Below are 14392 nucleotides of genomic sequence, written 5' to 3'. Positions count from 1 at the left end.
CACTTGCAATCATTTAAAACTTTCTCAAATTAATAAAGATAATATATTATCAAATTCTTATAAAATTCAATATTAATAAGATATAATAATCATTATTATTTTAAACAAAAAAAGGATAAATATGCAAAATATTAAAAAGTTTTTTATGAACATAGAGAGAACCGATATTGATGAAACAATGCAAAATTTAGTAAGTGAAGACATTATAGATAGTATTGATATTATGGCTTTAGTAGCTGAAATTGAAAAACACTATGGAAAAAGTCTCAATGCTGAATTTATAAGTCCTGAAAATTTTGAAGATTTTCAAAGTATCAAAAATATGCTAGAAAAAGCATATAATTAACGCAATGTTAAAACATTGCGTTAATTACTTTTTAAAGACTGGATAATTTTATTTTTAGACACAATAATTTCTGCTATAAAATCAGCTATTTTATCCCAATCACTTTCTTTGGTTTGGGTTAAGGTTGGATTTTCTTCATACTCATCCCAATTAATCGGCTCAAATAAGCTTTTTCTGTGTGAAAAATACTTAGCTCTAACCCACTCAAGTGAAGGAGCATAATAATCAACATAAGCTTTTGCTATTTCTTTTTGCACTCTAAATTTCAACCTATCCTCATTAGCACCTTCAAAAATTTTTCTAGCCGTATAAAGTAAAGAATTTATGTTTTGCCCATGCAAATCTTTTTTTATAAGTCTTCCTTGAAGCTCCATACCTAAAAGATTAAAACTTTCATTTTTATTTTGCTTTAATGAAAATTCATCATCCCATTCTAAACCTAAATGATATACAAAATCTTTAAGTAATGTTCCGCCAACATATTCTTCCTTCAAAAGTCTCACTATTAAACTTTTTTCACCAAATACTTCTATATGGCTCTCGCAAATCCACTTATAATCAAATATATATTTTCTAGGATGCTCATCAGGCTTAAAATCAGCACTATAAAACCCCATATTATTTTTAATATCTTGAGAACAATGAGAATTTAAATATCCAAGAGTATCTCTAAAGTAAATAATTTCATAAATTTCATCAAATCCTAAAGCATTTAAAACACTTTTAAGAATTTCTATATGTCTTTTAGTAGAAAAATCCCAAACTATCCCTTCTGCAGAAAATATAAATTTCTTATCTTTATGTATTGTGGCTTCTATTTTGAAATTCTCAACAGCCTTAATCAAACGCACATCTTCTAAATCGTCCAATGGATTTTGACTTAATTTATCTTTTTTTATAAGCTCTAAAACTATATCGACTAAAACCCAATGTCTATTTGCCATTCTAAGAGATTTTGGATAGATATAACCTTGTTGCAAAAGTTTATTTTCATTTTGCATTAAAAAGCCTTGTCTTTCTTGGTTACCACTATTGGTTGTTCCTATACTAATATACGCTGTCATTTTTTCCTTTTCATATTTAAAAATCTATATCTAGTAATTATATCAAAATCACATAATTTCCAATATAAATTTATTACCCTTATCTTTAAAGGTAAAAACTTTATTTTTACAAGGATAAGATATACTATTTCTTTTTATGGTTATTTTTTTATCTTTTAATTTTTCAAGCATAATAGGTAATTCTTTATTAAATAATGTCTTATCAGAAATTCCACCTCCATGCGCTGAATCTTTTATATATTTACCGTCTATATTTTTTTCATCAATTATATTAAAATTAACTTGATAGCCTAAAAATTGATAAATTTGCAATAATTGACTTTTATGCTCAAAAGACACCAAAACATCTTTAGCACTATGATAACTTGTATAAATAATATTTTTATTCTTTTGAGCTTGTAAGATCAAATGATCTTTATTAAGTAAAGCTCTTATTAAATAATTTTCATCAGCAAAATAATAAGGTGAGTTTGGGTTTTTGCGTGTCCAATGAGTTTTTACTTGACAATGTACAATAGTATTTGGATCGTAAAATACACTATCTTCTTTATCAAATTCTTTCCCTAAAAAATATGTAAATGGAGGCAAAGCTCCACCTGAATTATCTATCACTCCATCTACATACCAAGGAGCTATTTTAGCACACATTAGTGCTAAATAACCTCCGTATGACCCCCCCCCGTAAATTTTAGGTAAAGATTTAAATTGAGGATAATTTTTCATTATATCTTTTAAAGCATTGATATGATCAATAGCTGCCATAATTCCATAATTTTGATATTCGTTATTTGGAGGAATAAAAGTAGCATTAAAATGTGCCCTATAAGGCTGAATTAACATCTTCTTATCTTTTAATTCACCTATAGTTCTATTTAAAAGCTCATAGTATTCCCAAGCAGTATAAATATTTAAAGCATTGGTATTGATATTAAATTGTTCTAATACAAGTTTTAAACTAGGTAAATCTTCTTCTATAAATGCAGTAGCTGCACTATATTTTTCTATATCTGATCTTCTTTGACAAAAACAATGATACAAAACACTTACAGCTACAACATTATATTTTTGAGCCAAAAACTTCCTATTGAAATCAACAAAAGTCATATGAGCATTAGCTCCATATCCACCTATGATAAAAACAATAGCTTTCATTTGCTTACTATCATCATAAGTAATTCTATATTCTAATTTACTTTCTCTTTTTATATTTAATTCTACATCATCACAAGAGTCTATAAAATAAGTTTGATTTATGAGCATGTTAAGCCTTATATTTACATTTTTTATATTATACCTAAAACAATAATATTATTAATAAAAGAATATTTCTACAATTAAATATACTTAAGATTACATAATTTTAAGCTCAAATCGATCTTTAAAATCTTTAAAAGTAAATATCTTATCTTTGCAAGGATAAGATATGCTATTTTCTCTCATATTAAATGTTTTATTTTTTAGTTTTTCAAGCAATATAGGTAATTCTTTTTTAAATAAAGCCCTATCTGTCATTCTCAAACCATGCTCTAAGCTCTTTATATATCTACCATCTACATCATTCTCATCTTTAACAATATGCAAAGTTGTATCAAATCCAAGTTGTTTGCAAAATTCATAAAAATTACTCTTATGTTCCACTGGAGCTCCCTCATCTTTTGCGCTATGATAACTGATAAATATTGTATTTTGATTTTTTTCATTTTGCAAACTTAGATGCTTTGAGTTTAAAAGAACCCTTATCATATAATTATCATCACTTAAAAAATACGGAGAGCTTTCATCTCTAGTCCAGTATTTTTTTACAAAACATAATAAAATATAATTATCACCTCTAATAGCAAATTCACCACACTCACTTTCTCTACCTAACAAATGAGGCAAATGAGGCAATGTCACTCCTGAATTATCTATCACTCCATCTACATACCAAGGAGCTATTTTAGCACACATTAGTGCTAAATAACCTCCGTATGACCCCCCCCCGTAAATTTTAGGTAAAGATTTAAATTGAGGATAATTTTTCATTATATCTTTTAAAGCATTAATATGATCAATAGCTGCCATAATTCCATAATTTTGATATTCGTTATTTGGCAATACAAAATCACAAGAAAGATTTATCAAAAAATCTTTTTTCAGTCTTCCTTCATGTTTTATTTGTTTAGATCTTTCATCAAGTTTTCTTATACAATTTTTAAAATTGCTTTTTTCATGGTCATAAATTTCCATATCGCAAATTTTTGCTATTTCACAAAAACTTTCCCAATCTTTTTCATTTGGCATAAAAATCGGATTATATTTCTCATCTATAGAAGGCCTAGCACTAAAGCAATGATAAAAAACATTTACAGCAATAATATTAAATTTTTTAGCAAGATATTCTCTATCAAAATCTAAAAAAGATATATTAGCATTTGCCCCAAATCCACCTATGATAAAAACGATAGCTTCCATTTGCTTACTATCATCATAAGTAATTCTATATTCTAATTTACTTTCTCTTTTTATATTTAATTCTACATCATCACAAGAGTCTATAAAATAAGTTTGATTTATGAGCATGTTAAGCCTTTTAAAATAAAAATTCAATTATACTTACTTTTTTATAAATTTAAAGAGAAATCATGAAAAATCTTTGTATTATCCCTGCACGCGGTGGTTCTAAGCGTATTCCTAGAAAAAATATTATTGATTTTTTGGGAAAACCATTGATTGCTTATAGCATAGAAAGTGCTTTAAATTCGGGTATTTTTGATGATGTAATTATTTCAAGTGATGATTATGAGATCATAGAAGTGGCTTTAAAGTATGGTGCTAAGGCTCCTTTTGTGCGTAAAAAAGAACTAAGTGATGATTATGCAAGTTCAACCGCTGTAATCCAAGATGCCATCATCACTCTAGAAAAACAAAGTAAAATCTATGAAAATGTGTGTTGCTTATACGCAACTGCTCCACTTATAGATGAGTTTATCTTAAAAGAAGCTTTTGAACAATTTAGTCAAGAAGAATGTAAATTTTTATTTTCAGCTTGCGAGTTTGAATATCCTATACAAAGAGGTTTTTACCTTGATGATCAAAATAAAGTTTATATGTTTGATGAGTCAAATTACGATAAACGCTCACAAGATCTTACTAAAGCTTACCATGATGGTGGTGCATTTTACTTTGGCAAAAAAGAAGCGTGGCTAGAAGAAGATTTTATGTTTAAATCTCATTCTAAAGCTTTTTTACTTCCAAGAAATAAAATTTGCGATATTGACACTTTTGAAGACTTAGAATTTGCTAAAATATTGTATCAATTCCATGAAAGAAACAAATGTTTATAAATAAAATCAAAGGTTTTAAATATCCTGATATGGAACTTGTAAGATGGTTTTTTAAAAACAAACTTGATGCTTTAAAAAATGCAAAAGTTTTAGAATTTGCTTCTCATAATGGCAATAATCTTTCTTTATTTGCAAATTATAATTATGCGTGTATCGGTGTAGAACTTAGCAAACAAAATCATGAAAACGCTATTTATAATTTTAAAGAAATTATGCATTATAAAAAGGCAAGTTTTTTTAATGAAAATATGCTTGATTTTGCTAAAAATCATCAAAATATAAATGCAGATGTATTTTTAATACCTAATGTTATTAATTACATTACTAAAGATGAATTTAAAAATTTACTACAAAGTGCAAAACAAAATAATCTTTATCAAGCAAATGGGGGGGGGTATGCTCACTTTTTCTTAAGAGCAAGAAGTATTAAAGATCATCGCTATGGGCTTGGAGAAAAATTAAAAAATGATAGTTTTATTTTAAGCTATGATGAATTTAGTGGCGAAAAAAATTGTCTTTGCACAGCATACCAAGAACATGAACTTGTGGAAATTTTAAAAGAAAATTTAAATTTATATGATTTTGAAGTTATCACAAGTGAAAATATTAATATAAAAAATAAAGTTTATATCAAAGATAGCGATATAATTATATATGGAAAAATCACTAAGGAGTAAAAATGTATTTAAAAAATTTAAAAGGCTTAAAATTTCCAGATTTAGCCGTGATTAAATTTTTTTTCAAACAAGGACTGCATCAAAAAAGCAACCAAAAAGTTTTAGAATTTGCCTGTTCTAATGGCAACAATCTCTCTTTATTTGCAAATTATGATTATGAGTGTATCGGAGTTGACTTAAGCAAAGAAAGTATCAGCAATGCTAATTATAACTTCAAAGAAATAATTCAATGTAAAAACTATCAGTTTTTTCATGATAATATCTTAGATTTTCCTTTAAAAAATCCAAATATTAATGCAGATATTTTTATGATTCCCAATGTGATTAACTATCTATTGAAAGAAGATTTTTTAAAATTATTAAAAATTTCTAAAGAAAATTCTATGTATAAAGAAAATGCTTTGTTTTTTTTAAGAACAAGAAGCATAAAAGATTATAGATATGGTTATGGAGAAAAAATAGCTCATAATTGTTTTAAAATCACAAATGATAATACTACAGGAGAGCTTGGATGTATTAATACTCTATATCAAGAATACGAACTTGTAGAAATTTTAAAAGAATATTTAAATTTATATGATTTTAAAGTGCTTACTTATGAAAATACCAATATCATGGGAGAAGATGAAAGATTAGTTAATGATAGCGATATTGTAATTTATGGAAAAATTAAGTGAAAATAGCTATCATGCAGCCAACCTTTAATCCATGGCTTGGCTATATATATATGATACAAAGTGTTGATACTTTTGTCTTTTTGGATAATGTGCAATTTGAACGCAGATCATGGCAAAATAGAAATAAAATTAAACTACAAGATAAAACCTTTTTATTGGGATTAAATTTACAAAAAGCGTCACAAAAAACATTACTTCAGGATATATTATTTGATAAAGATGATAAATGGAAAATTAAATTTTTAAAAACTATTCATCATGCTTACTCTAAAAGTATTAATTTTAATAAATACTACAATATCTTAGAAAAAGTCTTATTTAAACATACACATTTAGTACAATTTAACATGGAGTTAATCAGAATTTACTGCGAGCATTTGAGCATCAAAACACCCATTTTGCAAAGCTCTTCTTTAAATTTAAAAAATGAAAAAAAAGAAAAATTACTACTTGAAATTTGCCAAATACTAAAAGCTGATCATTACCTTTCCCCAGAAGGTTCAAAAAACTATCTTGAAAAAGAAACAGCAAAAGAAATTTTTAAAAATGCAAATATAAAAATTGAATATTTTGATTTTATCCATCCAACCTATACTCAATTGGGTGCAAATTTTATAGCTTATTTAGGAATTTTAGATTTTTTATTTAATGAAAAAGAGCCTTGTGCAAAATTTCAAGAATGTATCAAAATTAACGAGCATAATACATGAAAGTTCTTTTTAGAAGTGATAGTTCTAGCACCATAGGACACGGACATATTAAAAGAGATCTTTTGTTAGCTAAGCAATATCATGATGTATCTTTTGCATGTTTAGCTTTAGAAGGTTCTTTGATAGATGAAATTCCTTATCCTGTATATGAGCTAACAAGTGCTAGTGTATATGAGCTAATCAATCTCATCAAAAAAGAAAAATTTGATCTTTTGATTATTGATCATTATGAAATTACTGCAGATGATGAAAAACTCATCAAGCTAGAAACAGGGGTTAAAATTCTAAGTTTTGATGATGAGATAAAAGAACATTTTTGTGACATTTTACTAAATGTTAATGCTTATGCTAAAGAAAGTGATTATGAGAATTTAGTGCCAAAATATTGTGAATTAAGATGTGGCTTTTCCTATGCTCTAATACGCGATGAATTTTACCAAGAAAGCAAGATAAAAAGAGAAAAAATTTATGATTATTTTATCTGTATAGGAGGAAGTGATCCAAAAAATATTTCCTTTGATATAGCAAACAAACTTAACAAAAACAAAACTATCATCATAGCTACCACAAAAGCAAATTCTCATCTAAACTCACTTCGAAAATTAAGCCAAAAAAACCCTAATATACAAATTCTCATTGACCAATCTAATCTTGCAAGATTGATGAATGAAAGCAAAAAACTCATCATTAGTGCAAGTTCATTGGTAAATGAAGCTTTAATTTTAAAAGCAAATTTTAAAGCCATAGCTTATGCTAAAAATCAAGAAAAACTTGCAACATGGCTTGCTAAAAAAGGCTATGAAGTGGAGAATTTTATATGATAATTTTAAAAGATTTTATCCATTTGACTCAAGAAGAAATCAAACTTGTTTTAAAATGGCGTAACGATGAAAGCATTGCTAAATTTATGAAAACGCAAAATATTAGCCTAGAAGTGCATTTAAACTTTTTATCTAGCTTAAAAACAAACGCAACTAAAAAATATTTTTTAGTATATGATGATGAAAATATCATAGGCGTGATTGATTTTATCAATATTACTAAACTTTCTTGTGAATTTGGGCTTTATGGCATAAAAAAAGGCGTAGGTGAGCTTTTAATGCAAGAAGTTAAAAACTATGCTTTCAATGTTTTAAAAGTTCAAACTTTAAACGCATGTGTTTTCAAAGAAAATACAAAAGCTTTGAATTTATATTTAAAACATGGTTTTGAAGTTATTAAAGAAGATAATAATTTTTATTTTGTAAATTTGTCTTTTGCATACATGGGGGGGGTAACAACTTAAATATATTTAATCAAATATATGGAGTTGCAGTTTGAATATAATCATAGCAACTCTTAGAGAGCACAATATTAATAATTTTTATAAACTAAAAGAATTATATAAAACATATACTTTTTACCTCATAACAAAAAAAGACGATCTTACTTTAGAAAAAATAACAAAAATAAATCCAGATTACATATTCTTCCCGCATTGGTCTTTCTATATACCTCAAGAAATTTACAATAACTATCAATGTATTATTTTCCACCTTGGAAATTTACCATTTGGAAGAGGAGGTTCACCTTTACAAAATTTAATCATAAGAGGGGTATATAAAAGCAAAATTTGTGCTTTAAAAGCTTGTGATACATTAGATGGTGGAGAAATATATCTAAAACACAATATTAGTTTTAAAATTTCAAATGCACAACGAATTTATGAAAAAATCTCAAAAATCATATTCTTTAAACTAATACCAAGAATTTTACATACAAAAATCAACCCTCGCATACAAAAAGGGAAAGTAGTAATTTTCAAAAGAAGAACAAAAGAACAAAGTAATATCAATACACTCGAAAATCCAAATTTGATAAAAATATATGATTTTATACGCATGCTTGATGCCATTGATTATCCAAAAGCTTTTTTGGAATTTGAAAATATAAAAATGGTTTTTCAAAACGCAAAAAAACACAATAATAAAATAAAAGCAGAGGTAATATTTTATGAAAAATAACAAAATTTTAATTATAGCAGCTCACCCAGATGATGAAGTTTTAGGATGCTTTGGAACTATAGCAAAATATATTCAACAAGGATATGAAGCTTATACTTTAATACTTGGAGAAGGTAAAACAAGCAGAGAGATAAATAGTGAAAATGAACAAGAAATTTTAGAAGATGAGTTATTTAAAGCAAATAATCTTTTAGGCATTAAAAAAGTTTTTAGAAAGTTTTTTCCTGATAATGCTTTTGATAAAATACCATTATTAGAAATAGTCAAGAGTATAGAAGAAGTTAAAAATGAAATTAAACCAAATATAATTTTCACACATTATGAAAAAGATCTCAATATAGACCATCAAATTACATACAAAGCAACAATTACTGCTACAAGATCTCTACAAGAAGAAAGTGTTAAAGAAATTTATAGTTTTGAAATTCTTTCGAGTACAGAATGGAACTATCCATTAAGCTTTCAACCTGATGTATTTTTTGATATTAGTGAGACGCTTGATTTGAAGCTAAAAGCTATGTCTTTTTATCAATCAGAACTAAGAAATTATCCCCATCCAAGAAGCTTAGAGGGAATAAAAATAAATGCACAATACCAAGGAATGAGAGTTGGTCTTCAATATGCTGAAGTGTTTAAAAGTGTAAAGGTTATAAAGTGATTTTTTATAAAAATTTTACTAATCTTACAAAAGAAGAAAAAAAGGAAATTTTTTATATAAGAAATTCTCCAAATATCTCTAAATTTATGAAAACAAAAAATATAAATTATAAAAATCACTTAATATTTTTAAAAGAACTAAACAAAAACAAAAATAAAAAATATTTTTTGTTGATAAAAAATAACGAGAAACTGGGAGTAATATATTTTAATAATATCATAAAATTATCCTGTGAATTTGGGCTTTATGGTATAAAAAAAGGCGTAGGTGAGCTTTTAATGCAAGAAGTTAAAAACTATGCTTTCAATGTTTTAAAAGTTCAAACTTTAAACGCATGTGTTTTCAAAGAAAATACAAAAGCTTTGAATTTATATTTAAAACATGGTTTTGAAGTTATTAAAGAAGATAATAATTTTTATTTTGTAAATTTAAACAATCCTCACGGGGATATCATTTTTTAAAAGCTCATTTTTAACATCACTTGGAGTATATTGACTAAAATGAAATATATAAGCACCAGCTAATGCATTTGCACCAAGTTGTATGGCTTTTACCCCATCTTGAGGCTTAGAAAGTCCTCCATTGATAATGAGTGGAATTTTTAATTTACCTTTGAAATACTCTAGTAATTCCCAATCATACCCCAAAGAATTTCCTTCTTTATCAACACTTGTTAAAAGTATCTCCCCTGCTCCTAAAGATTCGTATTGTAATGCAAGTTCTAGCGGATCAATATCTAAAATTTCATTATTAAAAACTTTAAATTTATTTTTGTCTTTTTTTACATCAACCGAGCATACTACACAAGAGCTTCCAAAAGTATTTGCCACCTTTTTGACAAAATCTAGATCTTGCAAAGCCATAGAATTAATACTAATTTTATCAGCACCTATATCTAACACTTTTCTAATATCTTCTAAAGTTCTAATCCCACCTCCAATGGTTAAAGGCATAAAGCATTCATTAGCTATATCTTCTAAGCTTTCAAAATCTATAACACCATTTTTATTGATATCCAAAACTATAAGCTCATCAACATTTCTAGCATTATATATCCTAGCTGTGCTTATTACATGCCCTATAGTTCTAAAAGAAGAAAAATTGATACTTTTTACAAGCTGATGATCTTTTAATAACACGCAAGGTATAATTCTTGTTTTAAGCATACTAGGCCTTTAAATTTGCAAAATTTTCCAAAAGTTTCAAACCTACATTTTGGCTTTTTTCAGGGTGAAATTGCACAGCAAAAATATTATCTTTTTCAAAACTTGCACAAAAAGGTTTTTCATACTCACAAAAAGAAGTTTCCACACTTTCTAAACACTCTACATAATAAGAATGCACAAAATAAAAATCACTTTTTTCTAAAATTCCATCAAATAGCTTGCTTTTTTTATCACTAAATTGTAAATCATCCCAACCACTATGCAATAATTTTTCTTTACTTAAATCAAATTTCAAAACCTTTGCTTTTATAAAATCAAGCCCTTCGCACTCTCCGCCCTCATATCCCTTACTAGCAAAAAGTTGCATACCAAGACAAATCCCCAAAATAGGCTTTTTATCTTTTAAAACACATTCTTTTAAAAGCTCATCTAGTGCAAGTTTTTTTAAATTTTCCATACCTTGTTTAAAAGATCCAACGCCTGGTAAAACTAATTTAGAGGCATTTTTTATATCTTCTTTTTTAGAACTTATAATCACTTCTTGATTAAGTTTTTCAAAAGCTTTCAAAACAGATTTAAAATTTCCAAGATGATAATCAACAATACAAATCATTTCAAAACAAACTCATCTTTTTTTATCAATGATCCATCACTATCTCTTAAGAATTTACCATTTTCATCGCGTTTAAATATCTTTTTATTAGTATAAGAATCGACAATTTTTTCAAATTCTTTTTCACTAAAACCACTAAATTCCAAATACTTCTTAATAGCCTTTTTAGGTGGCTTTCCATCATATTTATTTACAAGTCTCATGCCCTCTTCACGGCTAATATAGCCAAGTCTTATATCCAAGCACGCATTATCCGTAGCTCTTCCAAAACCATATTTGCAGTATTTTAAATAATCATGCACATGATTTGAATAACAATCTAAATTTTCAAAATTCTCATAAGTAGTTTCAACTGGTTTTGTACTAGTTTTAAAACCATTTTCTTGGGCTAATTTTAAATTATACTTATAATCCCATTTAAAATAATATCCCAAAAATAACCCTGTAACTCCTACTCTTTGAAGCTCTTCATCACTTGGATAAGTATAAAAATATAAATCCTTTTCTCTAATACCATCAACACCAATCATATCAGAAATTCTATTACCCAAAAGTCCGCCAAATTCTTCAAGCCACTCTCTACCTAAAGTGTTTTTTTCTTTAGAACTAGCTGGCCCACCATACTCAATCTGCGGACTTTCTCCCCAAATAATCAAAGGAATACCAAAAGCAACAGCTACTTTTGGAACACATGTAAAAATCCCCAAATGGTTTTGCCATTCATTATCACCCGTTCTTATAAAAGCTTCGCGGGCCAATTTTTTATACACCAAAGGATTTCTTTTGATATGGATTAAATCAACACCAAGATTATTTAAATTTTTTAAATTCTTTTTACCTATTTTAGTAGGGATACTTGGTTCAAAACAAACACACAAAGGATTAAGTCCAAGTTCAAGACATTTTAAAACTTGAAAGGTAGAATCCTTACCACCACTTACTCCTATCACACAATCATACACAGGATGTTTTTTATATTTTTTAACGAGTTCTAGAAATTCTTTTTCACGCTCTTGCCAATTTATCTCATGATTTTTAGCTTCTTGCGAGCAACACGCATCACAAATTCCCTCATCATTAAAATGCAAATCAGGCTTAGTATCTGGCATAACGCATTTTTTACAAAATTTCATATTAACTCCAAAAAATCTTTATAATCATCATAAATCGACTATGATTATATTTTCTAAAGATAAATAAATTTTATTTTGTTACAATATTTTTTATTTAAAGGTTTATAAATTATGGATTTAACTTTACTTCCTTATATGATTATAGGAATTTTTTCAGGTATGGCTTCAGGGGTTTTTGGCATAGGTGGTGGTATGATTATCGTTCCTTTCATGCTTACTTTAGGACTTAGCTCTCATCATGCTGTTGCAATTTCTGTTGTACAAATGATTTTTGCTTCTATTTTTGGCTCCTATTTAAACTATAAAAAGAAAAATTTAATCTTAAAAGATGGACTTATCATAGGCTTTGGAGGCTTTTTAGGTGCGATGTTTAGCGGGCTTTTACTCTCGTATTTTTCAGATATAACCTTAACAAGTATTTTTCTATGCGTGAGTATTGTATTCTTTTTAAAATTTGCTTTTAATCAAAAAAGCACCATTGGAAACATTAACCACTCTAATATCTTAAAAAATTCTATTTTGCTAATTTGTGGCGTATTTACAGGAATTTTTGCTATATCTTTAGGAATTGGTGGTGGGCTTTTAATTACCCCTATTTTAGCTTATTTTTTAGGCTATGATACTAAAAAAGTAGTGCCACTTAGTTTATTTTTTGTAATATTTGCTTCAATTTCAGGAATTAGTTCTTTTGTATATAATGACATCATTGATAAAGAAGTGTTACAAAATGGAAGCTTAGTAGGATTTAGCTCTATGCTAGGAGTTTATCTTGGTATAAAAATCATGGAAAAAATCAATCTTAAATCCCACCGCATAGCACTTTTAGGTATTTACACCCTTTCTATAACTATGACCATTATAAGCTTGATTAAAAAGCTAAATTTATTTTAATCTATCGGCAAATTTTTGTCTATTGGAAGTATAAACAAAGCTTAAAACCTCTGCCACTGCTTTAAAAAGCTCTGGTGGAATAAGATCATTTACCTCGCAAGCTTTATAAAGTTCTCTAGCTAAAGGAGGATTTTCATAAATCATAACATTGTATTCATATGCCATATCTTTAATACGCAAAGCTAAAAAATCCACTCCTTTAGCTAAAACTTTTGGTGCAGCTTCTTTGGAACTATCATAACGCAAAGCAACCGCATAGTGGGTAGGGTTAGTAATCACAACATCAGCACTAGCAACATCTTGCACCATTCTACGCCTTGCTGCTTCCATTTGCAAACGACGAATTCTTCCTTTTACCAAAGGATCTCCCTCGCTTTGTTTAAATTCATCTTTAACTTCTTGCTTACTCATGCGTAAATTTTTAAAGTATTGATACCTTACCAAAAGTACATCTAAAAGCCCTATAATCAAAAAAGCTATGATAACAATGGCTGCAAGTATAATAGCTTTATCCCTAAGCCATAAAAGTTGTGGATAAATCGTATAAAGTTCTACTCTAGGAAGTTCTTTCATAAATTGCAATAAAAAAACAAAAGCTATACCAAATACAACACCGACTTTAAGTATAATTTTCAAAGCCTCAATAATCTTTTTTAAAGAAAAAAGATTTTTAAGCCCGTTAATAGGATTAATTTTATTAAAATTTGGAGTAATGGGCTTAGTAGTAAAAATAAAACCAAACTGCATTAGATTTCCAAGCACACCCGCTACCATAATTACTAAAGTAATAGGCAATACCATAATAAACATCTCTATCATAGTTTTTATAATGATTTTTTGTAAAATCTTTAAATCAATTTCAATGCCTATAAAACTTTGATAAAAACGATATAAACCGCTAATTCTCTCACCTATAAAAGGCATCATAAACAACACCACAACCACAGCTATAATAAGTACAGCCACAGCAGATGCATCTTGGCTTTTTGGGACATTTCCTTCTTGTCGCGCATCTTCTATTTTCTTGGATGTGGGTTCTTCTGTTTTCTCTTGATCATCAGCAGCCATAAAAAAACCTTTAAAAAATTTAAAGCAAGATTATAGCATTTTATCAAGTATCTGCTAATA

General features: G+C 27.6%; 18 protein-coding genes. 11 read left to right on the top strand and 7 right to left on the bottom strand.

What is annotated here, in order from left to right; translation table 11 throughout:
* The first annotated feature begins 121 nt into the window (after positions 1 to 121).
* On the top strand, positions 122 to 346 hold the full coding sequence (locus tag L8U04_RS08040; protein ID WP_087698989.1) for an acyl carrier protein: 225 nt from the start codon (positions 122 to 124) through the stop codon (positions 344 to 346).
* A gap of 20 nt (positions 347 to 366) precedes the next feature.
* Here L8U04_RS08040 and L8U04_RS08035 read toward each other — a convergent pair whose 3' ends face one another.
* The 3 genes from L8U04_RS08035 to L8U04_RS08025 form a co-directional block, all read right to left on the bottom strand.
* Positions 367 to 1410 (bottom strand): acyl carrier protein, encoded by a 1044-nt coding sequence (locus tag L8U04_RS08035; protein WP_263659990.1) that lies wholly within the window; start codon positions 1408 to 1410, stop codon positions 367 to 369.
* Between the two features lie 48 nt (positions 1411 to 1458).
* Positions 1459 to 2670, bottom strand: coding sequence for a DUF2920 family protein (locus tag L8U04_RS08030; protein ID WP_263659989.1), 1212 nt, complete (start codon positions 2668 to 2670; stop codon positions 1459 to 1461).
* A 90-nt stretch (positions 2671 to 2760) separates the two neighbouring features.
* Complete coding sequence (locus tag L8U04_RS08025) at positions 2761 to 3972, bottom strand: DUF2920 family protein (RefSeq protein WP_263709796.1); 1212 nt, start codon at positions 3970 to 3972, stop codon at positions 2761 to 2763.
* A 62-nt stretch (positions 3973 to 4034) separates the two neighbouring features.
* Between L8U04_RS08025 and pseF the strand changes: the two genes are divergently transcribed.
* From pseF to pseH (L8U04_RS07980), 9 genes are read left to right on the top strand one after another with little or no spacing between them, the layout of a single operon-like run.
* Positions 4035 to 4736, top strand: coding sequence for a pseudaminic acid cytidylyltransferase (gene pseF / locus L8U04_RS08020; RefSeq protein WP_263659988.1), 702 nt, complete (start codon positions 4035 to 4037; stop codon positions 4734 to 4736).
* On the top strand, positions 4727 to 5413 hold the full coding sequence (locus tag L8U04_RS08015) for a class I SAM-dependent methyltransferase (RefSeq protein ID WP_263659987.1): 687 nt from the start codon (positions 4727 to 4729) through the stop codon (positions 5411 to 5413). The genes pseF and L8U04_RS08015 overlap by 10 nt, the downstream gene beginning before the upstream one ends.
* Positions 5414 to 5415: 2 nt before the next feature.
* Positions 5416 to 6090 (top strand): class I SAM-dependent methyltransferase, encoded by a 675-nt coding sequence (locus tag L8U04_RS08010; RefSeq protein WP_258108337.1) that lies wholly within the window; start codon positions 5416 to 5418, stop codon positions 6088 to 6090.
* A complete protein-coding gene (locus tag L8U04_RS08005; protein ID WP_263659986.1) occupies positions 6087 to 6800 on the top strand; it encodes a WbqC family protein in 714 nt (237 codons plus the stop codon). Before L8U04_RS08010 ends, L8U04_RS08005 begins: the two co-directional genes overlap by 4 nt.
* Positions 6797 to 7621, top strand: coding sequence for a UDP-2,4-diacetamido-2,4,6-trideoxy-beta-L-altropyranose hydrolase (gene pseG, locus L8U04_RS08000; protein ID WP_263659985.1), 825 nt, complete (start codon positions 6797 to 6799; stop codon positions 7619 to 7621). The genes L8U04_RS08005 and pseG overlap by 4 nt, the downstream gene beginning before the upstream one ends.
* Positions 7618 to 8085: a UDP-4-amino-4,6-dideoxy-N-acetyl-beta-L-altrosamine N-acetyltransferase gene (gene pseH, locus L8U04_RS07995; protein WP_263709795.1), complete on the top strand. Its 468-nt coding sequence runs from the start codon at positions 7618 to 7620 to the stop codon at positions 8083 to 8085. The genes pseG and pseH (L8U04_RS07995) overlap by 4 nt, the downstream gene beginning before the upstream one ends.
* Positions 8086 to 8116: 31 nt before the next feature.
* Positions 8117 to 8803, top strand: a complete 687-nt coding sequence (locus L8U04_RS07990) for a methionyl-tRNA formyltransferase (RefSeq protein WP_258108356.1) — start codon at positions 8117 to 8119, stop codon at positions 8801 to 8803.
* Positions 8793 to 9461 carry a PIG-L deacetylase family protein gene (locus L8U04_RS07985; RefSeq protein WP_258108357.1) on the top strand — a complete coding sequence of 223 codons (669 nt, stop codon included), beginning with the start codon at positions 8793 to 8795 and terminating at the stop codon, positions 9459 to 9461. Before L8U04_RS07990 ends, L8U04_RS07985 begins: the two co-directional genes overlap by 11 nt.
* Positions 9458 to 9922 (top strand): UDP-4-amino-4,6-dideoxy-N-acetyl-beta-L-altrosamine N-acetyltransferase, encoded by a 465-nt coding sequence (pseH, locus tag L8U04_RS07980; RefSeq protein ID WP_263659983.1) that lies wholly within the window; start codon positions 9458 to 9460, stop codon positions 9920 to 9922. The genes L8U04_RS07985 and pseH (L8U04_RS07980) overlap by 4 nt, the downstream gene beginning before the upstream one ends.
* Here the strand turns inward: pseH (L8U04_RS07980) and L8U04_RS07975 are convergent.
* The 3 genes from L8U04_RS07975 to L8U04_RS07965 are packed head-to-tail and all read right to left on the bottom strand — an operon-like array spanning position 9890 to position 12373.
* Complete coding sequence (locus L8U04_RS07975) at positions 9890 to 10627, bottom strand: HisA/HisF-related TIM barrel protein (protein ID WP_263709794.1); 738 nt, start codon at positions 10625 to 10627, stop codon at positions 9890 to 9892. The two genes, pseH (L8U04_RS07980) and L8U04_RS07975, sit on opposite strands and share 33 nt — an antisense overlap.
* A 1-nt stretch (position 10628) precedes the next feature.
* Positions 10629 to 11240: an imidazole glycerol phosphate synthase subunit HisH gene (hisH, locus tag L8U04_RS07970; protein ID WP_133319969.1), complete on the bottom strand. Its 612-nt coding sequence runs from the start codon at positions 11238 to 11240 to the stop codon at positions 10629 to 10631.
* Positions 11237 to 12373, bottom strand: a complete 1137-nt coding sequence (locus L8U04_RS07965) for an N-acetyl sugar amidotransferase (protein WP_263709793.1) — start codon at positions 12371 to 12373, stop codon at positions 11237 to 11239. Before L8U04_RS07965 ends, hisH begins: the two co-directional genes overlap by 4 nt.
* 111 nt (positions 12374 to 12484) lie before the next feature.
* Here L8U04_RS07965 and L8U04_RS07960 point away from each other — a divergent pair, with 111 nt between their 5' ends.
* Entirely contained in the window at positions 12485 to 13264 is a 780-nt protein-coding gene (locus tag L8U04_RS07960; RefSeq protein ID WP_133319971.1) for a sulfite exporter TauE/SafE family protein, read from the top strand.
* Here the strand turns inward: L8U04_RS07960 and flhB are convergent.
* Positions 13256 to 14332, bottom strand: coding sequence for a flagellar biosynthesis protein FlhB (flhB, locus tag L8U04_RS07955; protein ID WP_133319972.1), 1077 nt, complete (start codon positions 14330 to 14332; stop codon positions 13256 to 13258). The two genes, L8U04_RS07960 and flhB, sit on opposite strands and share 9 nt — an antisense overlap.
* Positions 14333 to 14392 lie beyond the last annotated feature (60 nt).

Source organism: Campylobacter sp. IFREMER_LSEM_CL908, from assembly GCF_025771545.1.
Lineage (GTDB): Bacteria > Campylobacterota > Campylobacteria > Campylobacterales > Campylobacteraceae > Campylobacter_D > Campylobacter_D lari_D.
This window is presented reverse-complemented; position numbering and strand designations above follow the sequence as displayed.

Coding starts and splice junctions, on each gene's coding strand:
- L8U04_RS08040 (WP_087698989.1), top strand. CDS start 122: ATGCAAAATATTAAAAAGTTTTTTATGAACATAGAGAGAACCGATATT.
- L8U04_RS08035 (WP_263659990.1), bottom strand. CDS start 1,410: ATGACAGCGTATATTAGTATAGGAACAACCAATAGTGGTAACCAAGAA.
- L8U04_RS08030 (WP_263659989.1), bottom strand. CDS start 2,670: ATGCTCATAAATCAAACTTATTTTATAGACTCTTGTGATGATGTAGAA.
- L8U04_RS08025 (WP_263709796.1), bottom strand. CDS start 3,972: ATGCTCATAAATCAAACTTATTTTATAGACTCTTGTGATGATGTAGAA.
- pseF (WP_263659988.1), top strand. CDS start 4,035: ATGAAAAATCTTTGTATTATCCCTGCACGCGGTGGTTCTAAGCGTATT.
- L8U04_RS08015 (WP_263659987.1), top strand. CDS start 4,727: ATGTTTATAAATAAAATCAAAGGTTTTAAATATCCTGATATGGAACTT.
- L8U04_RS08010 (WP_258108337.1), top strand. CDS start 5,416: ATGTATTTAAAAAATTTAAAAGGCTTAAAATTTCCAGATTTAGCCGTG.
- pseG (WP_263659985.1), top strand. CDS start 6,797: ATGAAAGTTCTTTTTAGAAGTGATAGTTCTAGCACCATAGGACACGGA.
- pseH (WP_263709795.1), top strand. CDS start 7,618: ATGATAATTTTAAAAGATTTTATCCATTTGACTCAAGAAGAAATCAAA.
- L8U04_RS07985 (WP_258108357.1), top strand. CDS start 8,793: ATGAAAAATAACAAAATTTTAATTATAGCAGCTCACCCAGATGATGAA.
- L8U04_RS07975 (WP_263709794.1), bottom strand. CDS start 10,627: ATGCTTAAAACAAGAATTATACCTTGCGTGTTATTAAAAGATCATCAG.
- hisH (WP_133319969.1), bottom strand. CDS start 11,240: ATGATTTGTATTGTTGATTATCATCTTGGAAATTTTAAATCTGTTTTG.
- L8U04_RS07965 (WP_263709793.1), bottom strand. CDS start 12,373: ATGAAATTTTGTAAAAAATGCGTTATGCCAGATACTAAGCCTGATTTG.
- L8U04_RS07960 (WP_133319971.1), top strand. CDS start 12,485: ATGGATTTAACTTTACTTCCTTATATGATTATAGGAATTTTTTCAGGT.
- flhB (WP_133319972.1), bottom strand. CDS start 14,332: ATGGCTGCTGATGATCAAGAGAAAACAGAAGAACCCACATCCAAGAAA.